Below are 24513 nucleotides of genomic sequence, written 5' to 3'. Positions count from 1 at the left end.
GCCATCCAATTCTAAAGCAAAAACGGTCCGTCTCATTAGTAGAGGCGGACCGTTTTTACTTGGTGGTAGCCAGCTAGCTTTACCAAGGCATTTCGTCGCCTTCGCCATCCGCGTCGTTGCTGAAGAACTTACCGGTAGGGCCGTCGGCGCCTATGGTGGCGTACTTTGCAATGATTTTGGCGGCGTCTTCCACTGTGCCGGGGCCGCTGTGCTGGTTGAAGTCGGTAGCGGTATAGCCGGGGTCTACGGCGTTGACTTTAAACGGCGTATCGCGCAACTCATACGCTAGCACCACAGTGTAGGCGTTTAAGGCAGTTTTTGAGGGTCCGTAGGCACCTAATTTCACCGCGTAATATTTCCACGACGGGTCGCTGTGCATGGTTAGGGAGCCTAGGCCCGAGGTAACGTTGACAATGCGCGGTGCCTCGGACTGGCGCAGTAGGTCTAAGAAGGACTGCGTGACGTTGATGGCGCCGAAAAAGTTGGTGTCGAATACGTCCCGGATGATCTGCGTATCGGCAGTGGCGGCTTGCGGCATGGCACCGTTGATGCCCGCGTTGTTGATCAGCACGTCCAGCGAATCAAGTTTCTGCCCAAGCTCTGCGCGGGCTGCCTGGATGGAGGTCAGATCCGCTACATCAATCTGAATGGGCTCCACGTTGGTCAGGCCCTCGGCTTTCAGCTGCGCTACTGCTTCATTGCCGTTTTCCAAGCTGCGGCTTCCCAGGTAAATAAAATAGCCTTGCGCGGCCAGTTGCCGGGCGGTTTCCAGCCCAATGCTGCGGTTGGCGCCGGTGATAAGTACGGTTTTCATGTTGCGTCGTCGTGTTGAATGAAGTACGATGCAAACCTACCATCGTGCCGCGGGCAAGCCGTAACCCATATTCCGGTTTCACTGGTACATTTCGCGGGTAGCTAGGCGGTAGTGTAAAGGCGTTTGCTGGGTGAGGCGTTTGAAGAAACGATTGAAGTAGGAAGCATCCTCAAAGCCCAGTTGAAACGCAATTTCCTTGCTGGTGTATTCGGTATGAAACAGGAGGCGCTTGGCCTCCACCACCAGCCGCTCGTGGATGTGCGCAATAGCCGACTTGCCACTCTGCGCTTTCACAACCTCGCTGAGGTGGCCGGCCGAGAGGTGCAGCATGTCGGCGTAGGTAGCCACGTCGTGGTGGCGGGAGTAGGAGGCTTCAATTTTGGTCCGAAACTTACTCAGCAGCGCAGCTTCGTCGGCCTTTTCCGAAGTGCAGTATTGCTCCGTGTACAGCCGGCTGAGGTACACCAACAGTACATGCAGATAGGCCAGCAACACGGTCCGGTGCCAGGGCTGAGCCGCGCTGTACTCGACGTAGGCCTTCTCCAAAATGTCTTGCACAAATGCCACATTCGATGGCGCCAGGTGCAATTCGTGTCCGTTTTGTGGGTTCTGAATAATGGGCAGCTGGCGCAGCACGCCACTACTGTCCAAGGCCAAAAACTCTTCCGTAAAGTTGAGATTGAACCCTGAAACCGGCTGTAGCTCTTCCTTCAACTGCACTTGGTGCGGCACGGTAAAGTAGAGCGTGTCGGGCTTGAGGGTGTAGGCGGTGGTATCAACCCAATGCCGCCCGCTTCCTTCCCAAAGCAACACCATAAAATAGTAGTCCTTCCGGTGCGGAATCAGCAAATCGTTCTTGCCATGCACCGCAATGCGCTCCATTTTACGAAGCTGAAAGGAGGAATCGCTCGTGGCGTCGGGTACCTCCAGCGGGTAGCTCGGAATGGAAGGGTAGGAGATAATAGGAGCGTACATAGCAAAAGTAGGCTGGTGGCGTTGGGGGCGATTATACAATAAACAGAACCCAGCAGCAAAAGGATAGTGCCATTGGTTTTCTTGCCGTCGGCAGCAATACTACCCAAGGCTTGGCCCCCGAAGGGTAGAGCACCTAACTTCCGCCTCCGGCTACCGAACCTACCGCCGATTTCGTAAGTTGTAACTTCCAAAAAAGAACGGCTTCTCCTTGATATGATCAATTTCACCGAATTTAAGCTTGATAACGGCCTGCGCTGCATTGTGCACGAAGACCACACCACTCCCCTGGCCGTGCTGAACGTGCTCTACAACGTGGGCTCGCGCGATGAGGACCCCGAGCATACCGGCTTTGCGCATCTGTTTGAACACCTGATGTTTTCGGGGTCGGTGAACATCCCGAGCTACGACGAGCCCTTGCAGCTGGTAGGCGGCGAGAACAACGCCTTCACATCCCCCGACATCACCAACTACTACCTCACGGTGCCCGCAACCAACATCGAAACCGGCTTCTGGTTGGAATCGGACCGGATGCTGAACCTGGCGTTTTCGGAGAATGGCTTAGAGGTGCAGCGCAAGGTGGTGGTAGAAGAGTTCAAGCAGAACTACCTCAACCAGCCCTACGGCGACCTGTGGCTGAACCTGCGCCCCCTGGCCTACCAGCAGCACCCCTACCGCTGGGCTACCATTGGCAAGGAAATCAGCCACATCGAAGAAGCCAACATGCAGCAGGTGCGCGACTTCTTTGCCAAGCACTACGCCCCTCAAAACGCCGTGCTGGTAGTGGCCGGCGCCGTGACGGAAGCCGAAGTCAAACGCCTGGCCGAGAAATGGTTCGGACCGATTCCAGGAGGTGCGCGCTACGAGCGCCAGCTACCCCAGGAGCCGCGCCAGACCGAAGCCCGCTTCCTGGAACTGACGTCCGACGTGCCGCTGTCGGCGCTCTACAAAGTGTACCACATGCCCAGCCGCGCCGACGACGCCTACTACCCCGTCGATCTACTGGGCGACGTGCTGGGCCGCGGCAAATCCTCGCGCCTGTATCAGTGTCTGGTGAAGGAGCAGCAGCTATTCAACTCCATTTCGGCGTCCGTATCGGGGTCGTTGGAGCCGGGGCTGCTGGTGGTAAGCGGCAAGCTGAACGCCGGCGTAACTCTAGAGGACGCCGACGCAGCGGTAGAGGCCATTATTGCTGAGTTGCGTACCGAGCTAGTGCCCGCCGAAGAGTTGGAAAAAGTAAAGAATCAGGCCGAAGCCAGCATTGTATTCGGAGAAATCGAGCTGCTGAACCGTGCCATGAACCTGGCCTACAGCAAGCTCATCGGCGACGCTAACCTGGTGAACCAGGAAAGCGAAAAAGTGCAGGCCGTAACACCCGAAGCCGTGCTAGAAGCAGCGCAAGAAGTGCTCCGGCCTACCAATTGCAGCACCCTCTACTACCGCGCTCAACCCAAAATGGCCGCCGCTACCCTGGCCGCTGTGGAAGAGATGGAGTAGCGCGCTTTTCATAAACAAGAACGTCATGCTGAGCTTGCCGAAGCATCTCGCGTGCTGATAAAAGATAGTAACATTCATCAGCACGCGAGATGCTTCGGCAAGCTCAGCATGACGTTCTTGTTTATGAAAAGCGCGCTACTTATTGGCAGCGATTGCACACGCCAGCTAGCAGATAGTCGCGGCTTACGGCGCGGAAGCTGGCTGGCAGCGTCACGGCCGGAATGGCTACCTGGTTGAGGCAGTAAATGTGGGCGCATTCCGTGCATTTGAAATGCACATGGTTATCGAAGTGCGCCTCTTCGGTGCATTCAATAGAGCAGGATGCATAGCGAATGATATCGGAGGCGTCGATAACGCGGTGTATCAGGCCTTTCTCCTCGAAAGAGCGCAATGTGCGATACAGCGTAATACGGTCGGTTTCCTGGCCCAATTGCTGTTCTATCTCGTGGCCCGACAAAGCATAGGGCGACGTGCCCAGGACCTGTAGCACGCGTAAGCGGGTAGGCGTCTGACGCAGGCCATGACGGCTGAGCGTTTCGGCAATATGGTTGTGAGGCTTTTCCATAACAACTTAGGTAGGGCAGGATACCCGCAAAGGTAACAAGGAAGCAGCGGAGAGAATTTTACAGTGCGCACAGAGCTGCTCTATTTCGCATTTTTAATTATTATTTGCAACTATGTTGCTTTTATTATGATCTTTGTCACTGTAAAATCAGTATACAAACCCGATAAAGCGAATCAAAGTTGCAGAAAAGTACTTTTGCACTGATAATCATGCAATGGGTGGAATATCTGATCAAGCAACCTGCACTGTGCCTAACGAACGGATTGCGTTAGCAGAGCCAACATGCACCCGAAACAGAAGAAGATTATAGTATCTGAGGTCTACTCCAAGCTGTCAAGAAAGCAGACAACGCTAGCAATACCCTCCCCACAGCGCCGTTAGCTTCCCTCTAGAATTTTAGCTGAAGCATCCGAATGCTTCTCAATAAGTATAGCAGCCGTTTTGCCACGGCTGCACCAATTCTCCTGGTTTGGTTTTGGAGAACTAGGGAAGGCACCAGCCGTTGGCTGGTGCTTTCTTTTTGGATGAAAACAACTTTCCTGATTAACCACAATGGAGGTAAGTGAAGCAGGTGGCGAAGCGCAACGTGTTGCGTTTCTGCCTCATGCGAAGCGCTTGCTTCGGGCTAAGGAACCCCTACCTAATCGCGCTTAGGCGGGCGACGGGTTTTGAGTTTCTTCGATTTCACCGGATCGGGGTTGGGGGAGAGGGAGTTGCCTTTCTCCTCCACGGCCGGGCTGATGGGGTTGTTGCTGTAGTCGGTAGTGACTTGCTGCTTGGGGGCGCCCGTCATGTTTGGGGCCACATAGATGCCCTCCACGGTGGTGTCGCGAGCGGCGGCGCGGCTTTTAGCGGGGCGCACGGTTTGGGCCGCAGCCGTGTGGGTACTCACGCTGACCAATAATAAGACGGCTAGTACATATATATTCTTACGCATGGGAAGGGGTCGTTTGCAAGTGTGTTTTCTATATACGCTACTCCAACCTATAAGATTACGGGCTGCCGCGGGTTACTTCCGCTTGCGGGTAGGAGTAGGTGGCGGCGTTGTTTTTTCAGTCGAAAGGCTAGTAGCACCCGCTGCTGCAACGTTGGCAGGCTTCTTCTTCAGCGGCCGGCCCATGTAGTCGGTCGTGGGCGGACTAGGCATGTTGAGGCGCAACCCAGGCGCCAGCTTCAGGTTTTCTTCGTCGCGCCGATTCGAGCGGTCGTAGCGCGAGTAGGCGCCGGAGCGGGCCTTGGCTTTGGTGTTACTCGTCCGGTGGTAGCCGTTGGCCGTAGGCTGCTTGGTTTTGACTTTGGTCTTGGCTTGCTGCGCTACTGCTGGCAGACTGCTAACAGCCCACGCAAGGCAGATACAGAGGAGAGCGTTTTTCATAACGGAGAGCAGGTGAAATAATCAAAAAAGTCCTAAAATCTACACATACGACGTGGGCTACCTTTTTGGTCGGAAAAAACGAACGGGCCAGCCTTTTTTGTCCAGGCTGGCCCGTATTTGACGCTTGTTTTTGCGTGCTTCTTACTGCTGCGACCCATAGATAGTCGCCACCGGTGCTCCTTGCGGCAGTAACTCTGGCTCGGCCGAGAGCGAGGTAGGAGCCTTGCGTACCGCTGGTTTCAGCGGACGGCCCCAGTAGTCGGTGGTGGGGCGCTGGTGTAGGCTAAGGGCCATGCCCGGCGCAGTAGACCAGCCTGTTTCGTATACGGGAGCATCTACTACCTCTGCACGAGCCGCTTTGCGGGGCCGGGCCTTTAATGGGCGACCGTTGTAGTCGGTGCTGGGGCGGGCGCTAACCGTGGGGTTGGCCGCCGGTGCTACCTTCCAGCCGGTAGGGTAGGAGTCGGAAGTAGCAGCGGGCGCCGAGTCGAACCACGGATTTGAGTCGGTGGTCGTTGTTTGGGCTTGGGCGGTGGCACTACCTACTAATAAAAGAGAGGCAGCAGCAAATATGAAGCGTTTCATAGGAGTGGAAAGATGAAGTGAGAAACGGAACCCAATACACCCCCTACGGCTAGCAACTCCAAGACGTCTCCCGAATCTATCCAAACCAAAGTGGGTATTCTCCTACTTGCAGCAACCGTACCAAAAAAGGTGAGATGGTGAGATGGTGAGGTTGTGAAGTGGTGAATCAGAAAACGCGTGTCATCCTGAGTGCAGCGAAGGACCTTATGCCTGTTGAATGAGCCGTTGTTCCGGAGTGTCGTGCACGCGTGAGAGGGTCCTTCGCTGCGCTCAGCATGACACACGTTTTCTGATTCACCACTTCACAACCTCACCATTTCACCATCTCACCATTTCCCCTGTACCTTTGTGGTATGATGCAGGAGAATATCACGCGGCTGCGCGCCGACATGGATGCGTACGACATCACCAGCCCCGAGCAGCTGGAGCAGTTTCGCATTGCTTTCACCGGCCGCAAAGGCCAGCTGGCCGATCTGTTCGACCAGCTCAAAACCGTGCCCCAGGAGCAGCGCCGTGCGGTGGGCCAGGAGTTGAACCAGCTCAAGCAATTCGCTCAGCAGAAGTTCGATGAGCGGCGCGAGCAGATGGAGGCGGCCCAAAACAACGCCCCCGCCGACCCTACCTTCGACTACACCCTACCCCCCGTGCCCCAGGCCCTGGGCACGCGCCACCCCCTGAGCTTGGTGCGCGAGGAAATGGTGCGCATCTTCTCCCGCATCGGTTTCAACGTGGCCGAGGGACCCGAAATTGAGGACGATTGGCACAACTTCACGGCCCTTAACTTCCCCGAAAACCACCCGGCGCGGGACATGCAGGACACGTTTTTTATCGCCCCTACCGCTCCGCCTGCGCATTTAGAAAATGGTGAGATGGCGAATGATGAAAGCTCGTCTGCCACTTCACCGTCTCACCTCCTGCGCACGCACACCAGCACGGTGCAGGTGCGCGTGATGGAAAGCCAGCAGCCGCCCATCCGTAGCATCATGCCCGGCCGCGTGTACCGCAACGAGGCCATTTCGGCACGGGCGCACATGATGTTTCATCAGGTAGAGGGCATTTTCATTGACGAGGGCGTAAGCTTTGCCGACCTCAAGCAGACCGTGTATTACTTCGTGCAGGAGATGTTCGGGGAGGATATTCAGATCCGCTTCCGGCCTTCGTTCTTCCCCTTCACCGAGCCCTCCGCCGAAATCGACATCACCTGCCTGATTTGCAAAGGCAAGGGCTGCAACATCTGCAAGGGTAGCGGCTGGGTGGAAATCGGCGGCTGCGGCATGGTAGACCCCGCTGTGCTCCAGCAGTCCGGTATCGACCCCGAGCGCTACTCCGGCTACGCCTGGGGCATGGGCATCGAGCGCATCACCATGCTCAAATATCAGATCAAAGACCTGCGCTTGTTCACGGAAAACGACATGCGGTTCCTGCGGCAATTTGAGGGTGCGTAGGCATCGGCACAGAGTCAGTTGAAATAATAAAAAGAACGTCTTGGGGACTTAACCGGGGCGTTCTTTCGTTTTGGGCGTTATCATCTTCTATTTGCTACCCTTGTATGCTGTCTACCACTACCAGCCGGGCGTTGCTGGCCCTCGTTCTTTTCCTGAGCCAAGTGCTGCTGGGCTGCGGCTCCAACAGTAGCAACGACCCCAGCCCACAGATTCCCTACGCCATCGTGAACGAGTTGCTGAACCTGAGAAACCAGGAAAATGCCAACCTGCTCTTTGACAACGGGGCTGTGACGCACGCCGGCGGACTGCGCGGGCTGATTGTGGTGCGACAGCCCGGCGGCACGTACACCGCCTTTGAGCGCACTTGCCCCTACCAACCCCAAAATGCCTGCGCCCGCGTCAGCATCGACCCTTCGTCGCGTCTGTTTCTGGTCGATTCGTGCTGTGGCTCCCGTTTCGACCTGCAAGGGCAGGTGCTGGCCGGCCCGGCCACGCGGCCGCTACGGCGCTATACTACCAACGTGTCAGGTAATTTACTGAGCATCAATAACTAGAAAATTTATCTAAGTTTTTTTGCCTCAGGATTTGCAAAAAGCGGGAATCTGCCCTAATATTGCACCCGCAACGACAGATAAACGTCGCCATAACCGCTTCCTTAGCTCAGCCGGTTAGAGCATCTGACTGTTAATCAGAGGGTCCCTGGTTCGAGCCCAGGAGGGAGCGCCAAGCAAAAGCCCGGTAGTAGACTTTAAACCAGTCTGTTACCGGGCTTTTGATTTGTTCAGGGTTTGCCTGCTGCGGGTAGAATGCAAGCCCGTAGGCGGTTGGATATATAACTGGCTTTTAGCCTAAACCGCCGCCGCTTTCCCGGTGTTAATCAGGCAACGCCGGCCCATATCAGAAAGTCAACCCCCTTTATTCTATGTCCATCACCTCCCAAGCAGACTTAGTTGGCCTACAGCGCATCAGCGAAGCCGTTGGCATTACCCTCAAGCAAATGCGCGCCTACGCCCAGCCGGGCATGACGACCAAAGAGCTGGACGAGTACGGTGGCCGTTTGCTGACGTCATTAGGCGCGAAGTCGGCCCCACGGCTTGCGTATGGGTTTCCGGGCTGGACGTGCATCAGCGTGAACAACGAGGTAGCGCACGGCATTCCGTCGGTTCGCAAAGTGCTACAGGAAGGCGATTTGGTAAACGTCGACGTATCGGCGGAGCTAGGGGGCTACTGGGCCGACAATGGCGGCTCTTTCGTGCTCGGTACCGATATTCACCAGCACCAGCCCTTGGTAGATGCCTCCCGGCAGATTTTGCGCACGGCCCTCAGCCGCATCCGCGGCGGCGTACGCATTGCCGATATCGGCGGGCTGATAGAAGGTGAAGCGCGCAAAGCAGGCTTTCGGGTTATCAAAAACCTAGTGGGACACGGTGTTGGGCGCAGTCTGCACGAGGAGCCCAAGGAAATACCCTGCTACTACGACCGGTACAACCTGAAGCGCTTCAAGAAGAATTCGGTGGTAGCCGTGGAAACGTTTATTTCTACCCGTGCCTCCATAGCGCACCAAACCAGTGATGGGTGGACGCTGGTAACCAAAGACGGCAGCTTCGTGGCTCAGCACGAACACACCATTGTGATTACGGATGACAAGCCGATTATTCTGACCGAGGCAAACAGCATTTGGGAATAGGTAAGGTTGGTAATCAAGTGAAAAAACAAAAGCGCCGGCTACTAGCCGGCGCTTTTGCATTAGAGATGTATGTTGTGAACAGAATATTGATCAACAGAGTGTTAGCGCAGTGTAACGGGGAAAGTTACGTTGGCATCGTCGGAGCCAGGGCCGGAGGTGCCATCTTTGGTACCGGGCTGATGGCGCAGCTGAATAGTCAGGTTACCCGAGGCAGCAGCACCAGTTTGCACATTAGTTGTGAGACCAACTTCATAGCCATTGCGGTCCTTGGCATCAGTGCGCGTAATGGTCAGGAGACCAGTAGCCGGATTAGGCGTGTATATCACCAAGTGCTCGTAGTTCTCCTCCCGCACTTCCTCAGTGATATCATCAGCGGGAGTTTTCGTCTCATCGAGGAACTCAATAGTACCTGTGTAGGAGGTATTTGGCGCCAGCGCGAGGCCAGTGATGGTAGGGGCTGCACCACCGGCACCATCTAGGTCTTTCCACTCAGCTGTTACGGCTTGACCCGTGCCACTGGTGGGCGTGAGTTTGTAGCGAATGGTGGTGATGAATTCGTTGTCATCTTCAGGCTCTGGGTCGCTGTCGTCGCTGCACGAGGCAAAGAACATGGGGGTAGCCAGCAGAAGCGCGGCAGCAAAGGGACGGAAAAGTGAAGTCTTCATGTGAAAAAATGGAAATGGAAAAAGTGAATGAAATACTTAGTTAGGGCTGAAATTCAAGGGGAGGTGCACGCGCAGCGTCACGTTGCGGCCCATGTCGTCGGCGAAGTAGCGGAAGCGGTTTAGGTAGTCGCGGTACCGCTCGTTGAGCAGGTTGGAGCCGGCTAGGCTCACCTCCACAGGCGTGCTGCCCAGACGTAGGGTAGCGCCTACCTCGGCGCCCAGCAAGCCGTAGCCGTCGGGGGCAGGTTGCGGGTCGTACTCGGCGCCGGGCACGCGCGTTTGCCGGCGCACGGCCGTGCCCCGTACCAACGCAAAAAACTGATTGGCCCGGGCGGCCTTCTGGCCAGCCCAGTCGCGCCGTACCGACAGCTCAAATCGGTCGGCCGGCACGTAGATGAGGTAGTCGTTGAGGGTGCGGTTGCGGGCCCGAATCACGGCCGCCTTGCCGTTGAGCAGCCAGTTGGAAGCTAGTTTGTAGTCGAGGGTAGCGTCTACACCGCGAAAGACGGCATCGGTTTGCTGAAAGCGCCACGGTAGGAAAGAGCCCTGAATGGTGGTTATCGGCTCGCCTATCACCTGGTAGATGTAGCCGTCGATGATGTTCTGATACACCGTCAGCTCCCCGTTCAGGCGCGGATTGTCATGCAGGGTAGCCGTTACACCCAGGTTATACGACGTTTCGGGTTGGAGAGGCGGCGTACCAGCCGGCCGTGAAATGTCGTACCCCTCCTCATAAATGCCGCCGTGCACGCCCTGCGAATACCGTTCGTTGGCAGCTGGGGCACGCTGCACCAAAGCCACGTCGGCGCGCAGCGTGAGATGCACGTTGGCATCATACACGGCCCCTACGGAGGCCGAAGGCGTCCAGAACTGGAAGCGGTTGCGCTCTACGCCATAGTAGGAACTGGAGTCGGTAGCGAAGCCACGGGTGAGGCGGCGGGTGCGCAGGTCGCGGTGGTCGAGGCGCAGGCCGGCTTCCAGCAGCAGGCGCTCGTGCTGCCAGCGCTCAATCACAAACGCGCCCGCCGTGCGGTTGGTGTAGAACGGGATAAACTGCCGCGTGCCGCCCGCGTAGCGGTTGAACTGGTAGGTGCCGCTGAGGCCCACGCTACCCCGGAAGTTGCCCAGGGTAGGGTGCTCCCACACCACATCGGCGGTGGTGGTGTAGTTCTGGTAGCTGAGCTGGGGCAGGTTGCGGCGGCCTGCATCACTCGAAGATCGAATGACATCGTACTCGTCGCGGTAGTCGCGCTGGTTGGCCACCGTGGCCGTCAGCCGGCCGCCGTTGCCGGTTTTCACGAAGCCGGTTAGCTTGGCCAGATCGTGCTGAAGCTGCTGGTAGGGCCGGTTGATCTGGTAGGTGAAATCGGGGTCTATGGCGGGGCGGCCGCGGGCGATGGCGGCTTCCAGATCGGCGCGGTTGCCCACAATGGCGCTGCTCAGAATACCCAGGCGGGAGTTGAACTGACTGTAGAAGGCTTCGAGGCCGTACGTGTCCTTCCGCCAGCCCATGGCCGCCGAGAAGTTGTGCTCTTGGAAACCAGTGTTGTCGAGGCGATAGTCGGGTGTGCGGGTGTTGCCGGCTTGCTTCAGGGTGCCTTGTAGGCGCCAGCTCAGGGAGGGTAGGCGGCGCAGGTTGCCATCTACCGCCGCCGAAACGGCGCCCATTCCGTTGTTCGACATGCCCACCAGGTTCACATCAGCCCCAATGCCGGCCGAATCGCGCAAGGCTTTGGGCTGCACCAGCACCACACCCCCTACGGCATCGGTGCCGTAGCGGACGCTGGCGGCGCCCTTCACCACCGTCAGGTCGGAAGCAATGAACGGGTCGATTTCCGGGCCGTGTTCCTGCCCCCACTGCTGCCCTTCTTGCCGTACGCCGTTGTTCATAATCGCCACGCGGTTGGAGTGCAGCCCATGAATCATAGGCTTGAAAATGCTGGGGCCAGTCTGAATGGCAGCCACGCCGGGGAGCTTCTCGAGGGCTTCGCCCAGAGCTTGGCCACGCGTCTGTTGCAGGGCCTGGCCCGTTAGCGAGCCGCTGGCTTGGGGTAGGGGCGCCTGCACCCGCTCGCCGCGCACGGTGGCGCCGCGCAGCGTCACGGCATCGGGGTGGAGCTGGAAGTTGCGCACGGCCGCACTGTTCATGCGCACCTCAGCCCGTTCGGTAGCGTAGCCAATGAAGCGCACCTCCAGCTGGTAAGTGCCGGGGCACACGTGAAAATGAAAATTACCGTCGGCGTCGGTCTGGGTGGCCTGCTGGCCGGGCTGCACAATCACGGTAGCCCCCGCCAGCCCCTGCCGCGACTCGTGGTCGGTGATGCGGCCCGCCAGCGGCAGGTTGCACCCGTTCTGAGCCGTGCTAGTATGCACAAAGCCCAGGCACAATCCTGCCATCAGCAAGACCGCTACAAAGCGAAACAACATGAAAGAGAGGGATTATTCGATCAGTCAGCCGTATATGTCGAAAGACAAGAAGCTGATGATTAGCTACATACTAAGCGACGTAGCTATGCTGCGCAGAAGCGTTGCGCAAGGAAATAGTTTCTCGAATTGGTCAGTAGACCAGCAAGCGGCTGCCTACCCGAGCAGAGCTACTACGGTAGCTTAAGCCCTATAGTGCAGGCAGAAAAGGCGAGCAAAAACAGGCGCAGTGGGCGAAGTGTATTACGCCCATTAAGCTGCCGGGGGGCCGCGCAGATGACGAATAGTCGGTAGGGCCTGGCTCCACACAGACTGGCGCGGCATCATCCAATGAGGTGCGTGCATAACGCCGCTGGCAAAGACTACGCTTGTTGCCGAGAGCTGAAACGGAACGTTGTAAAACTGGTCGACACTGCAATGCTGGTGCTGCGCCGAAATCGATGAGGCCTTTTTGTGCGTTGCCTCGTGCACCGTGTGCTCATGCGCATGCAACGCCAACAGCCACGTATCCGGTACCATCACCCGCACGAAGCAGATGAGGAGGAAATAGGCGATGAAAGAGCGTAGAGCAAGCATGCAGGCAGCGAAACGCGCAGAAGAAGGCGCTGTTTGTTCGGAGGGTGTCGTAAACAACGCCTCTTTTGCACAAATGTTGCAAAATATTTTTAGATGCGTCCAGGATCGGTAGACAATGCAGTGGATAGGCTGGCTATTAAGATAGCACGACCTACGAGAAGGTAGAGTTACAAACCCATCCCCATCTAAAATTTACACTCGGTATAGTGCTGTAAATGATAAATCTACAGGAAGAAGCATTGATTTGGCTTCCTCATCAGGTTGTTCATTGCACATAGCATTCATGTAATGTATACATGATGCAACATAGGTACACGGAAGCTTCTCCTAGCAACAACTACATTGCCCAGCGTATGAGTCGAGCAACTCAACACTGCAAACAGGGTCAATCATCATCCTGCAAGGCAAGTATCAGATAATGAGCTGTTAATATATTAGGGAACAAACCCGATGCCTAAGTGTGTCTGGCTGATGTGTCTACACTTTTCCGTCTATCCGCCTTCTTCCGGCAAGGCTACCGGTGGCTGTTGTGGCTGCTGATATGGCCTCTGACGGCAGGCAGCCTACCCGACAAGCCACTGACATTGCGCGCCGAACCATTGGCCTTGCAGCCGCCTACCTTCCGGGTAGCGCAGGTGCGCGACGAGCGACCCGAGCGCCGCGCCGTAGCATGGCTCCTGCCTGCACCAGGTACCAACCCGGCCGCGCCGCGCCCAACCGATTTGCAGGGCGGAGCTGAGGCGGCTTTGCAGCAGTTTGCTGCCCAAAGCATACCAACCCAGCCGGGCACGCGCCCGGTTCAGGTGCGTATCCGCATACTACGCATCACGGAAAAGGCCGTGCCAGGTGGGCGCGTGGAGGGTGAGGTACAAGTACAGTTGGCCTTCGACTGGCTCCGGCCCGATGCCGCGCCGTTGCTGCTCACGGAGTACCGCAGTGGTGCCCGCTACGGCCGCCTAGCTACAGATGCGGCGGTAGTAGAGCCGGCCCTTAGGCAGGTGCTAGCGGGTGGACTACGCTACCTCAACAGGTGGTTGCTGCAAGCCGCCGAGCAGGACGCTCGCCTGGCTACCCGCGTGCAGCCTTCCTTCCGCTACGACCAACGCCAAACCGAGTCTGATACCTTGTTTTACGACCCGGCGCGGCCCCTGCGCTGGTCGGATTTTACGGGGCCACCGCGGGCGGGCATCTATGCGGCGGCCGTGTTTCCAGGGTTTTCCTACCAGGGCAAACCTCGCCTGCGCAACGGCGTGCTAGAGCTGGATATTACGCTGCAAATCTTTGTGGTGCGCAGTTCCTCGTGGGTAGGGCCAGGCAAAAACGCCTACTACCTGGCCCATGAGCAGCGCCATTTCGACCTAGTGAAACTGGTAGCCGAGCGCTTCCGCCGCCACGCCACCGCCGACAGCCTCACGGTAGAGGACTACAACAGCATTCTACAGCGCCAGTACCTGCGCTCTTTCATGGAAATGAACCGCTTGCAGGAGCGGTACGATGCCGAAACCCACCACGGCACAGACGCCGCCGCGCAGCAGCGCTGGGACCAGCAGATAGAGGCCGACTTGCGGCGGTTTGGGGTGGAGTGAGAAGGGTTGAAATTTGTCTGTCCTCCTGAACGCAGTGAAGGACCTTCTCACGGCAGAACGACAGGCGTTGTTAGCCTACCCCCTCTGTCATCCTGAGCAGAGCGAAGGACCTTCTCACGCGTGAACGAGTCGTTGTTATGACCGTCGTTCACGCGTGAGAAGGTCCTTCGCTCTGCTCAGGATGACAGATGGATTATTTCCAACTCACCACCAACGGCGAGCTGATACGCTGGGCAAACTCCGCTAAGTAAGCATCCCAAGCATCGGCAGAAGCAAACTGCCCGCTTTTCTGCCACCCAAAACCGGCATAGAAAATCACCGCGTCTTGCTGTGGTTTTGTGACCATATAGAGCTGGCTTTGGTCTTTCTGCTCGCTGCGGTGCTCTTGGTAGTCGGTGAGGTAGCGGGGGGCTACCACCACGCCGGTACCCAGGTAGGAGTCGTCTACCTTTTCCCAGTAGCGACACCAGCCGGCTTTGGGGTCAGCCTTTACTTCGCCTTTTTGCTCGTGCAGCGTGAGGCCGACGGTGCAGTTAGGCAGCGGCTGGCCGGCCGAAATATGCTCCTCGAAGCGCGTCAGGTTGCTGCCTCGGTCCAGCGAAATGCGCTTGGTTTCCGTGACCGACAGGCTGCCGGCCGGGTAGGGCGCATACGTCAGCTCGAACACCGTGCGGATAGGCCCGGTGGCCAGCACCTTATACTTGGTGAAGTTCTTGGATACGAACAACTTCCCATCCAGTAGCACGCCGGTGCCACCCACGCCGCGGCTGCTGCCCACGTGGTAGGGGTCGTAGCCCTCGCCGATGTCGGTGTGGTAGGCGAAAGGTTTTTCGTGCACGTGGCGGCCATACCACTTGTCGATGATGGGGTAGGATACGCGCTTCAGCCAGCAGTCCATGCCGCTGCTGAGCGTGCCGTTGGGGTCCTTCTTCTCGGCCAGCTCCTGGGCATTGGGGCCGTAGGTGCGGAATGCTACCCGGTCGTTTTCCCAGGCAAAGTCGTCGGTGCGTTCCGGCACGAAGCGTGCAAACGTGACATCGGGGGTAGTTGGGACCGGCCCCGCCGCGGCCGGCTCCACCATAAACGTCTTACTTGCCCTGGCCCCCATATCCGTCTGAAACAGCAGCTCGTCGGGTTTGCCGTCGGCGTCGTTGTCTACCAACTGGCTGATCAGCAAGGATTTGCTGGCTGCGTCGCGCACGCGCAAGTCGGCTGGGTCCAACTGGCGGGCGGCGGCCGGCAGCTTGCTTAGCGGTAGGCTGATGGTTTCGGCGCGGCGGGCCAGGTTCAGGGCGTTGCGAACCGTGATGGTAGCAGCCGGGCGGGGCGCCGGGGCCGCGCCCGCAAACAGCAACGCGGCCAGGGGTAGGGCAAGCGGTAACGGTTTCATCGACAAGTGAAATGGGTAGGAAACAGGCTAGCGCAGTTGGTCGATGGGAGCGGGGTCCATATCGGTATACTCCTGGTTTTCACCACCCATACCCCAGATAAATGTGTAGCCAGCCGTGCCGCAGCCCGAGTGAATCGACCACGGCGGCGACAGAATGGCCTGGCCCTCGGCTACCCACAGGTGGCGGGTTTCCTGGGGGTGGCCCATCAGGTGCAATACCCGCTGGCCCTCCGGCAGATCGAAGTAGAGGTAGGCCTCCATGCGCCGGTCGTGGGTGTGGGCGGGCATGGTGTTCCACACCGAGCCGGGGTGCAGCTGCGTAAGGCCCATCACCAGCTGGCAGCTAGGCAGGCCTTCGTTGTAGATGTACTTGTAGATGGTGCGCTGGTTGGCGGCTTCCATGGTGCCCAGCGTCACGGGGGTAGCCTCGGCCTGCGTGAGGCGCGCAGTAGGGTAGGTGGCGTGGGCCGGCGTAGAGAGCAGGTAGTACCGGGCCGGCTTCGACGGGTCGGCGCTGGCAAAGACTACCTCTTTGGCGTCCTTGCCCACGTACAGGCAGTCCTGACGGCCCAGCTCGTAGGCGGTGCCATCCACGGTTACGGTGCCGGGTTGGCCGATGTTGAGAATGCCCAGCTCGCGGCGTTGCAGGAAGAAATCGGCTTTCAGGTTATCGGGGCAGGGTAGGGGAATAGCATCGCCGGTGGGCACCACGCCGCCTACCACCATGCGGTCGTAGTGCGTGTATATTAGTTGAATATCACCGGCTACGAACAAGTTTTCCAGCAGGAAGTTCTCGCGTAGCTCGGCCGTATTCATCATCGCCGTTTCGCGCGGCCCGATAGCATATCGTTGAATCATGGTAGGTGTTTGATGTGTTTTAGTGTGTTGATTTTTGATGTGATGATGTGCTGATTATAGATGTGATGATGTAGAAGCTCGTGTCATCCTGAGCATGTGGCGCATCAAGCCAGTGCCGAAGGACCTTCTCACGACAGAACGGCTTGCGCAACAACGACTCGTTCTCACGTGAGAAGGTCCTTCGCAAGCTCAGGATGACAGTGCCTCCACAATCAGCACATCAATAATCAACTCATCAGTACATTACCTCCCCATCCAGCCGCCGTCGACGGTGAGGATGGTGCCGTGTACGTAGTCGGCGGCGGATGACGCCAGGAAGACCGTGGGGCCTTTGAAGTCGTCGGGGGTGCCCCAGCGGCTAGCCGGAATGCGGCTCAGGATGCTGGCCGAGCGGTCGGGGTCGTTGCGCAGGGCCTCAGTGTTGTCGGTGGCGATGTAGCCGGGCGCAATGGCATTCACGTTTACGCCCCGGCCGGCCCATTCGTTGGCCAGCGCCTTCACTACGGAGCCGATAGCGCCCTTGCTGGCTGCGTAGCCGGGCACGTTGATGCCACCCTGAAAGGTAAGGAGCGAGGCCGTAAAGATGATTTTACCGGAGCCGCGTTGCAGCATCTGCCCGCCAATGGCGCGTGCCAGCCGGAAAGGCGCATCCAGGTTGATGGCCAGCACCTCGTCCCACAGCTCATCGGCGTGCTCGGCGGCGGGGGCGCGCTTGATGGTGCCGGCGTTATTGATCAGAATATCAATCTGCGGAAAATCCTGCTGCACTTGGGCGAGAAAGGCATCCACGGCCGGGCGCTGGCTGAAATCGGCCTGGTAGGCGTGAAACTGCCGACCCAGCGCCTGCACCTGGCGCTCGGTGTCGGAGCCGCTCAGCGCCAGCGACGATGACACGCCGATGATATCGGCGCCGGCCTCGGCCAGACCAATCGCCATGGCCTGCCCAATGCCGCGGTTGCAGCCCGTCACGAGGGCCAGCTTGCCCGTCAAATCGAAAGAAGAAGTCATAGTAGAGGGTGAGTGTGAGCCGACAAGATAGAGCACGTGACCGGTTCCACTGTCCTGGGCTGTCGGGGTAGGGTAGGAGATGCGGGGCTTTACAGGGCATGGTCGGTCTTGACATCCTGCCCCGACCAGATTTTCTTAGCGGTCCAGTCTTGCGACGGGGCTGCCCAAAAAGTGTCGGTGCTGGGTAGGCCCAGGGGCAGGAAAGCCGCAGTACATAGGTAGAGGCTACCCGTGGAGATGTAGACTTCGCCAATGCCCGGCTGGTGCCCACACAACCCAATTTGCAGCCAGCCCTTGCTATCAAAGGTGCCCTTCGGCTCCATGGTGCGCCGGATAACAGCCGTGAGGGCGCTCCGCACCTGCCCGGCCGGCAACTCCTCGGGCAACAACTGCTGCAACGAAACCTGCGCCAGGTGCTGAAACGCCCCACAGCGATAAGCCAGGGAGCGGCCAAAGGCCGCAAACGACCCATCGGGGCAAATCAGACGCTCCTGCACCTGAGCGTAGCGCCGGGCGCGGCTGCGCAGGGTTTCCAGCAGCTCCTTGCGCTCCTTGCCGGCTGCTACCAGGGTGCCCACTACGTCCAGCAGCATGGGCTGAATCACGTAGCTGTTGTAATAGTCCCAGTGGTAGTCGGGGCCGTCGCCGTAAGTGCCGTCGCCCTTGTACCAGGTCAGGTGCTCCTTGATGGCGTAGTCCATGCGCATCAGGTCGCCGGCGCCGGTGAATTTCAGCAAGGCCGCTTCAATGATAGCGCTGAACAGCAGCCAGTTGCTGTAATAGGGTTTGATGACGCGGCTGCTTTGCAGGGCCGTCACCAGCTGCGTTTTGGTGGTGTCGGGTAGCTGGGTCCAGAGCTGGGTAGGGGCGCGCAGCATGGCGTGAGCCAGAAAGGCGGCGTCTACCACCGGCTGCCCGCCCTCCGTAAAGTTCAGGAAGTCCGGCGACTGGGGGTTCACGCCCTGGGCAATGGCCTGGCGGGCCAGCTCCCGGTAGCGCTGCTGCCGGGCCAGCTCGTTAGCGGGCACCGCTTGTAGCTCCAGCCAGGGCGCCAGCCCCGTAAGCGTACGGCCCAGGGCTTCGAGGTAGGTGACACTGCGGCGGCCCGCCTCCTGGCCGGGGGCAGATTCTACGGGCATCTGGGCCTTCAGTTGCCCTTGGGCGGCGTTGGTCAGCACGGGGTCTACTACCTTCAGCAAGGTACTGAGCCAGTACTCGCGGTCGGTGGTTTTGGCGGGGGCGGGTAGGGGCAGGGCGTCGCTCGCCAGGCTGGCACCCGGTAGGGCCAGTGCCGACAAAGCCGCGGCCGATTGCGCAACAAAGGTGCGTCGTTCCATAGAAATACAGGTGAAGAAAGCAGCCAGTCTACTTCAGTTTGATAACTTCCGAACCGGCCAGCAGAAACGCACCGGTGCCGTACACTTCCCAGCTCTCGGCCGAGAAGTCGCGGCGCGGGTCGGCGCCGATGGGTTGCACCCAGCCCACACGCCCCTCCGGCGATACGCACCGGTTCAGGGCAGCCCAGGCTTGCTGCACGTGGGGCAGGTAGGTGGCCTTGTCCAGCAACCCCTGGTTGATGCCCCAGGCCAGCGCATAGCAGTCGAAGCCCGAGCCCGAAGCCTCGCCGCCGGGGTAGGCGCCGGGGTCAAGGAGGCTGGCGCGCCACAGGCCGTCGGGCTGTTGTAGCGCAATGAGGCGGGCGCTCATTTCCTTGAATAGGGTTTGGTAGAAGGGCCGCGTGGGGTAGTCCTGGGGTAGCTCTTGCAGGATTTGCACTAGGCCGCCCATCACCCAGCCATTGCCCCGGCTCCAGAAAATGGGCTGGCCGTTGCTTTCCTTCTTGCCCTCGCCGGCCGCGTTCCAGAGGTAGGAAGCATCGCGGGTGAACAGGTGCTGCTGCTGGTTGTAGAGGCGGCGGTACGTTTGCTTATATAAGGTGTCGTTGAAGGCGAGGTAGCGGGGCTGGTTGTCGATGAGGGCGGCCTTCACCAGCACGGGCGGACCCATAAACAGGGCATCGCACCACCACCACGTAATGCCGTGCCGCTGCACCTCGGGGCCGGGCGTGGTGTAGAGCTTGTCCAGGGCCGTCAGGGTAGGCGCTATCATCTGCCGGTCTTTCTTGAGGCGGTACAGATTCAGGTAGGTCTGGCAGATGGCAATGTCGTCGGCGTGGTCGTAGCGCTTGTCGGGTTGCCACTGCGTGCGGTTGCCCATGGCCATCAGCGAGTCCAGCACCCACTTGGTTTTAGTGGTTTGGTAGGCCGCAAACACACCGGAGTAGAAGGCCGCGTTGGTCCAGTCGGTGAGAGCGTGCTTAGGGTGGGCCAGCTGCCAGCGGGTGGTTTTCAGTAGCTGCTGCTTGATGAACTTGGGCTTGAACAGCGCCTTATCAACCGGCGTGGTGGCCTGGGCATGGCTAGTCAGAGGCAGACCTAGTGTGAGAAGTACGCCGGTAAGCAACCGGCGCAAACGGAAAGAACGAGGCATAGGCGTAGGGTAAGAAACGTATCCGCAATAGTAGGTATCTGCCCGCACACAATAGGGGGGCGTATCCTAAGATTAAGGGGGAAAGATTCGTCCGGGGGCCTAGTTACAGTACGGAGACCGTCATGCTGAGCGGAGTCGAAGCATCTCTACTGATAGTAAATCAATTACTCACGGTCGAGATGCTTCGACTCCGCTCAGCATGACGGCTTTAATACGCAGCATGATCGTTTCGCCTACTCAACATGCGCCGCCTCCTAGCCCTGCCGATGCTGCCGGGCGTACTCGGAGGGCGTCACGCTGTAGATCTTCTGAAACATTTTGCGGAAGTACTTGGCATCCTCAATGCCCACCTGAAACGCTACCTCCGACACGCGCATGGTGGTGCTGGCCAGCAACTGCGCGGCGCGTTTCATACGCACGTCGCGGATGAACTCGACCACCGTTTGGCCCGTGATGCTCTTGATGCGCCGATAGAACACCGACTGGCTCATGCCTACCTTTCGCACCAACACCTGCACGTTGAATTCGGCGTCTTCAAGGTGTTCTTCCACCACGCGCATGGCGTTTTCCAGAAACTCGCGGTCGGCGTCGGGTACGGCTATTTCGGTGGGCTCTAGTAAGATGTGGCGCTGGTAGTACTCGTGCAGCTTGCGCCGGTTGCGTAGCAAAGCCTCTGCCTTGGCCAGCAGCAGGGTAGGGTTGAAGGGCTTGCTCATGTAGTCGTCGGCGCCCAGGCCCAGGCCCTCCAACTGGTGGGTTTCGGCGGTGCGGGCCGTGAGCAGGAGCAGCGGAATATGCGCGGTTTTGGGGTGCTGCTTCACGCGCTGGCACAGTTCCAGCCCATCGGAGTGCGGCATCATCACGTCCGAAATAATCAGGTCGGGGAGGTGTTGCAGGGCTTCGTCCCAGCCCTCCAGGCCGTCGGTAGCCATCAGCACGTCATACTCGGCTGCAAAAAGCTGTTGCAGATACTGGCGCACTTCGTCGTTGTCTTCCACCACCAGCAGGCGCGGCGGCCCAGCTGGCGTGGTGGGTAGGGTGGCCGGCACTTCCTCTACTTCAAGCACATCAAACAACCCTTCCGACTCGATGTGAGTAGGAAGTGTATCTTCCTCTAGCTGAATATCCTCTGGCTGAATATCTTCGGGCTTGAGGTGCTGCGCGCCCAACGGCAGGCGCAGCTCGAAGGTGGTGCCTACCCCCTGGGTGCTGCTCACGACAAGCTGCCCGCCGTGGCGCTCGGCAAACTGCCGCGCCAGCGACAGGCCAATGCCCGTGCCCGTCATGCGCAGGGTATCGGTGTGCGAGGCTTGGTAGTAAGGGTCGAAAATACGTCCCAGCTCGCTGGCCTTAATGCCCACACCCGTATCTGTTACGTTGATTTTCAGGTAATTACCTTTAAGTTGCCCCTGGTGGTAGAGCGCTTCGCCTTGGGCATTGCCAATAACCATAGCCGCCAGCTCTACCCGGCCTTTGTTGCGGGTGTATTTGAAGGCATTGGCCAGCAGGTTGGTCAGGATAATCTCCAGCTTGCTGCGGTCGAAATACAGTGGCACCGGTTGGGCAGGCACGTCCAGGAGGTAGGCCACATTGCGCTCCTGGGCTTTCAGTTGGAAAACAGAGTAGGTGTCGGAGAGAAAGCGCACGGCATCAGCGCGCTGGGCGCGCAAGGGCACGTGGCCGGTTTCCACCTTGCGGAAATCCAGGAGCTGATTCACCAGCTCCAGCAGCTTGCGCGTCTGGCGGTGCATCAGCTGCACCTTGCCGCGCAGGTCGGCCACGGGGCCGGTGGCGCGCATAATTTCCTCCATCGGCCCCAGAATCAGGGTGAGCGGGGTGCGCAGCTCGTGGGAGATGTTGGTGAAGAAACCCAGCTTCAAATCGGTCAGCTCCTTCTCCTTTTCGGCCTGAAACTGCTCCAGCACCAGGCGATTTTTGAGCTGCTGTTGGGCCATTTCCACACGCCGGAACCAGGCCACTGCTCCCACTGCCGCCGCTGCGTAGAGCAGGTAGGCCCACCACGTGCGCCACCAGGGCGCCAGCACCTCAAACTGCATGGTGGCATAGCGCTTCGACCACACGCCCTCGCCGTTGCTGGCCTTCACCTCCAGGGTGTAGTGGCCCGCGGGCAGGTTGGCAAAGCTGGCCGTGCGCTGCCCCTGCGCCGGGTACACCCAGTCTTCGTTGTAGCCCACCAGGCGGTAGGCGTAGCGACTTTTCTGGGGGTTGGCATAGTTCAGAGCCACAAACTCCACTAGAAAGTCGTTTTCGGCGTTGCGGATAGTCACCGTCTGCGGCACCGATAGTGCCTGCCGGAGCAGCACGCGACCATTCAGGGTGTCGCCCACGGCCACGGGGCGGTTGGTCACGCGTAGGCCGGTCAGCTGCACCACCGGCGCGTAGGGGTTGGCCTGAATATCAGATGGTTGGAAGTAATTGATGCCGTTGATGCCCCCAAAGTATAGAGTGCCGTCCTGGGCGCGGGCCGCCGAGCCAATCTTGAAGGAGTTGCTTTGCAAGCCGTCGGCCACGTCATAGCGCAGGTACTGGCGGGTGGCGGGCGTGAAGCGGTAGAGGCCCGTGCCGCCAATCCAGAGGTGGCCGGCCTCATCGGCCAGGATGCTCTCCACATCCTCCTCCGGCAGCTGCCTGAAGTAGGACCGGATGGTTTCGTGCCCGGCGGCATCGGTGCGCAGCTGGTGCAAGCCGCCCCCAATGGTACCAATCCAGAGCGCATTTTGCTCGTCGAGCAGCAAGGGCCATACGTAGTTCACGCGCAGGCTGTTGGGCTTGCCCGGCGCGTATTGGTAGTGGTGCAGCAGGCGCACCGCGGTAGGCGTAGCACGCAGCTTCAGCAGGCCCGCGTCGCGGGTGCTGGCCCACAGCACGTCGCGCTTGGTATCATAAAGTAGAAAAGATAACTGATTGGTAGGCAGCGCACTGTTGGAAGTATTGTAGGTGGCCAAGTACTGCCCCTCGGGGCTGAAACAGTATAAGCCCGCCGAAAACGTACCCACCCATACCGTGCCACGCTGGTCCTGGGTGATGCGCTCGATGGCCGTGTTGCTGAGCAGCGAGCCGTCGGACAGTTTATCATAGGTGGTCAGCTTTTCCTGGCCGTTGGCGCGGCTGAGCGTGACCAGGCCGTGGCCGCGCGTGCCAAACCAGAACGTGCCGTTGGTGGCTTGGAAAACCGCCGAGACATCGATGCCGCGGGCGCCCCCGCTCTGTTGGTTGAGGTAGTTATGGTAGGTGTGCTGGGCCAGGTCGTAGCTGGCTACCCCGTTGCGGGTGCCAAACCAGAGCGTGTTGCGCGCTTCCTCCTTATAAATAGCGTTGACGTAGTTGTTGGACAAGGCCAGCCGCCCCGTGAGCTGCTGCCGGATGCTGCCAAAAGGCTTCTGGCGCAAGTCTACCTTGTTGAGGCCGCCGGCCGAAGCGCACAGCCACATCACTTGGTGCTGATCCTCGAAAATCTGATGAATTCGCTCAGAGTTGATGCTGAACGGCTCCCCGTCCTGGGGCATAAACAGGGTAGGGGCTGCGGCGCGCAGCGGGGGCGCCACGGCAGTGCGGTTGCCGGCCTCCCACACGTACAGCCCGTAGATGGTGCCCACCCACAGCCGCTCAAACGAATCGGTGTAAACCGACTGCACCAGCGGCAGCTCCTGGGGTAGGGGGTGGGCTGCCAGCTCGCGCACGGTGCGGCGGTTGGCGGCACTCACCCAGTACACGTGGTGGTCGGTGCCTACCCATAGGTCACCGTGGTGGTCGAGGTGCAGGACGCGTACCGGTTTGGTAGACAGCTCCGTAGCGTGCAGATCTAGCAGGGGTCGGGTGGTGCGAATAACCGACAGGCCGTGGCTGCTGCTACCCACCCACAGCTTGCCTTCGACATCAAGGGCTAGGCTGGTGATGCGTGTGAGAGCGGCCCGGCCGGGTAGAGTAGGCGGCAGTTGTTGCAGACGCTGCACCCGGCCTTGGCGGTCGAAGCTCAGTGCAAACAGCCCATTGCGGCCGGTGCCTACCCACAGCTGCCCCAGCGTATCCGATACCAGGGCCGTGACGTCGGACTGGGCCAGCAGCCGCGCCTGCGCCTGGTATGCCGCCGGAATGTGCTGCTCATCGAGTCGAAAAAAGTCGTCCTGATCGGCATTATATAAACTCAGACCCGCCCGCTCGGTGCCTACCCATAGCCGGCCCCCGGCCCCCACATGCAGCACCGAAATCCGGTTGCTGGAGATGCCGTTGTGCGGGTTTACCGGCAGTGAGTATTGCTTCAGGGTGTAACCGTCGTAACGATTGAGGCCGCGGTTGGTGCCTACCCAGATAAAGCCGGCTCGGTCCTGGGTCACGGCCATGCCGTCGCTGTGCGAAAGGCCCTCGTTGACGGTCAGGTGCTCGAAGCGAAAGGCACTGGGCGCGCTCTGCGCCAGTGCTTGGTGGCCTCCAGCCAGCGTCAGCAAAACACCCCAGATATACCGGCTGCATACCGCCTTCAGCACCGCAAAAAATGGGGTAGAAGGGAATGCTAAAATGTCCCGGAGGTGAGTTTGCAAACGATTGCGGTTAGCCA

20 protein-coding genes and 1 tRNA gene are annotated in these 24513 nt (G+C 59.1%); 6 read left to right on the top strand and 15 right to left on the bottom strand.

Annotated features, from left to right (window positions below; translation table 11 throughout):
* Positions 1-79 precede the first annotated feature (79 nt).
* Positions 80-814: an SDR family oxidoreductase gene (locus F1C16_RS16880; RefSeq protein WP_185281780.1), complete on the bottom strand. Its 735-nt coding sequence runs from the start codon at positions 812-814 to the stop codon at positions 80-82.
* A gap of 78 nt (positions 815-892) precedes the next feature.
* Positions 893-1789 (bottom strand): AraC family transcriptional regulator, encoded by an 897-nt coding sequence (locus tag F1C16_RS16875; protein WP_185281779.1) that lies wholly within the window; start codon positions 1787-1789, stop codon positions 893-895.
* Between the two features lie 213 nt (positions 1790-2002).
* Here F1C16_RS16875 and F1C16_RS16870 point away from each other — a divergent pair, with 213 nt between their 5' ends.
* On the top strand, positions 2003-3283 hold the full coding sequence (locus F1C16_RS16870; RefSeq protein ID WP_185281778.1) for a pitrilysin family protein: 1281 nt from the start codon (positions 2003-2005) through the stop codon (positions 3281-3283).
* A 139-nt stretch (positions 3284-3422) separates the two neighbouring features.
* Here the strand turns inward: F1C16_RS16870 and F1C16_RS16865 are convergent, their stop codons facing one another.
* The 4 genes from F1C16_RS16865 to F1C16_RS16850 all read right to left on the bottom strand — a co-directional run bounded on the left by F1C16_RS16865 (position 3423) and on the right by F1C16_RS16850 (position 5808).
* Positions 3423-3848, bottom strand: coding sequence for a Fur family transcriptional regulator (locus tag F1C16_RS16865; RefSeq protein ID WP_185281777.1), 426 nt, complete (start codon positions 3846-3848; stop codon positions 3423-3425).
* A gap of 640 nt (positions 3849-4488) precedes the next feature.
* Entirely contained in the window at positions 4489-4785 is a 297-nt protein-coding gene (locus F1C16_RS16860; protein ID WP_185281776.1) for a hypothetical protein, read from the bottom strand.
* 72 nt (positions 4786-4857) lie between these two features.
* Complete coding sequence (locus F1C16_RS16855) at positions 4858-5223, bottom strand: hypothetical protein (RefSeq protein WP_185281775.1); 366 nt, start codon at positions 5221-5223, stop codon at positions 4858-4860.
* Positions 5224-5364: 141 nt separating this feature from the next.
* The gene (locus F1C16_RS16850) at positions 5365-5808 is read right to left on the bottom strand and encodes a hypothetical protein (protein WP_185281774.1); all 444 of its coding nucleotides are present in this window, start codon (positions 5806-5808) and stop codon (positions 5365-5367) included.
* Between the two features lie 356 nt (positions 5809-6164).
* Here F1C16_RS16850 and pheS point away from each other — a divergent pair, with 356 nt between their 5' ends.
* The 4 genes from pheS (at position 6165) to map (ending at position 8940) form a co-directional block, all read left to right on the top strand.
* Complete coding sequence (gene pheS, locus F1C16_RS16845; RefSeq protein WP_185284373.1) at positions 6165-7253, top strand: phenylalanine--tRNA ligase subunit alpha; 1089 nt, start codon at positions 6165-6167, stop codon at positions 7251-7253.
* 104 nt (positions 7254-7357) lie between these two features.
* Complete coding sequence (locus tag F1C16_RS16840; RefSeq protein WP_185281773.1) at positions 7358-7807, top strand: ubiquinol-cytochrome c reductase iron-sulfur subunit; 450 nt, start codon at positions 7358-7360, stop codon at positions 7805-7807.
* A gap of 95 nt (positions 7808-7902) precedes the next feature.
* Positions 7903-7979: transfer RNA gene (locus tag F1C16_RS16835), tRNA-Asn, on the top strand.
* Positions 7980-8175: 196 nt separating this feature from the next.
* Positions 8176-8940: a type I methionyl aminopeptidase gene (gene map / locus F1C16_RS16830; protein WP_185281772.1), complete on the top strand. Its 765-nt coding sequence runs from the start codon at positions 8176-8178 to the stop codon at positions 8938-8940.
* Positions 8941-9041: 101 nt separating this feature from the next.
* Here map and F1C16_RS16825 read toward each other — a convergent pair whose 3' ends face one another.
* From F1C16_RS16825 to F1C16_RS16815, 3 genes are all read right to left on the bottom strand, one after another.
* On the bottom strand, positions 9042-9605 hold the full coding sequence (locus F1C16_RS16825) for a hypothetical protein (protein WP_219733346.1): 564 nt from the start codon (positions 9603-9605) through the stop codon (positions 9042-9044).
* A 36-nt stretch (positions 9606-9641) separates the two neighbouring features.
* On the bottom strand, positions 9642-12032 hold the full coding sequence (locus tag F1C16_RS16820) for a TonB-dependent receptor (protein ID WP_185281771.1): 2391 nt from the start codon (positions 12030-12032) through the stop codon (positions 9642-9644).
* A gap of 249 nt (positions 12033-12281) precedes the next feature.
* Positions 12282-12605, bottom strand: a complete 324-nt coding sequence (locus F1C16_RS16815) for a hypothetical protein (protein WP_185281770.1) — start codon at positions 12603-12605, stop codon at positions 12282-12284.
* Positions 12606-13078: 473 nt separating this feature from the next.
* On the opposite strand from F1C16_RS16815, the gene F1C16_RS16810 reads away from it, so the two are divergent.
* On the top strand, positions 13079-14191 hold the full coding sequence (locus tag F1C16_RS16810) for a hypothetical protein (protein ID WP_185281769.1): 1113 nt from the start codon (positions 13079-13081) through the stop codon (positions 14189-14191).
* 193 nt (positions 14192-14384) lie between these two features.
* On the opposite strand, the gene F1C16_RS16805 is transcribed toward F1C16_RS16810, so the two are convergent.
* From F1C16_RS16805 to F1C16_RS16780, 6 genes are all read right to left on the bottom strand, one after another.
* The gene (locus F1C16_RS16805) at positions 14385-15581 is read right to left on the bottom strand and encodes a DUF4861 domain-containing protein (protein WP_185281768.1); all 1197 of its coding nucleotides are present in this window, start codon (positions 15579-15581) and stop codon (positions 14385-14387) included.
* A gap of 27 nt (positions 15582-15608) precedes the next feature.
* Positions 15609-16439, bottom strand: a complete 831-nt coding sequence (gene kduI / locus F1C16_RS16800) for a 5-dehydro-4-deoxy-D-glucuronate isomerase (RefSeq protein WP_185281767.1) — start codon at positions 16437-16439, stop codon at positions 15609-15611.
* A gap of 243 nt (positions 16440-16682) precedes the next feature.
* Positions 16683-17447 carry an SDR family oxidoreductase gene (locus F1C16_RS16795; RefSeq protein WP_185281766.1) on the bottom strand — a complete coding sequence of 255 codons (765 nt, stop codon included), beginning with the start codon at positions 17445-17447 and terminating at the stop codon, positions 16683-16685.
* A gap of 89 nt (positions 17448-17536) precedes the next feature.
* Positions 17537-18784, bottom strand: coding sequence for a DUF2264 domain-containing protein (locus F1C16_RS16790; protein ID WP_185281765.1), 1248 nt, complete (start codon positions 18782-18784; stop codon positions 17537-17539).
* A gap of 28 nt (positions 18785-18812) precedes the next feature.
* Entirely contained in the window at positions 18813-19937 is a 1125-nt protein-coding gene (locus F1C16_RS16785) for a glycoside hydrolase family 105 protein (protein ID WP_185281764.1), read from the bottom strand.
* Between the two features lie 254 nt (positions 19938-20191).
* The gene (locus F1C16_RS16780) at positions 20192-24496 is read right to left on the bottom strand and encodes a hybrid sensor histidine kinase/response regulator transcription factor (protein WP_185281763.1); all 4305 of its coding nucleotides are present in this window, start codon (positions 24494-24496) and stop codon (positions 20192-20194) included.
* Positions 24497-24513 lie beyond the last annotated feature (17 nt).

This window comes from Hymenobacter sp. NBH84, assembly GCF_014217645.1.
Lineage (GTDB): Bacteria > Bacteroidota > Bacteroidia > Cytophagales > Hymenobacteraceae > Hymenobacter > Hymenobacter profundi.
This window is presented reverse-complemented; position numbering and strand designations above follow the sequence as displayed.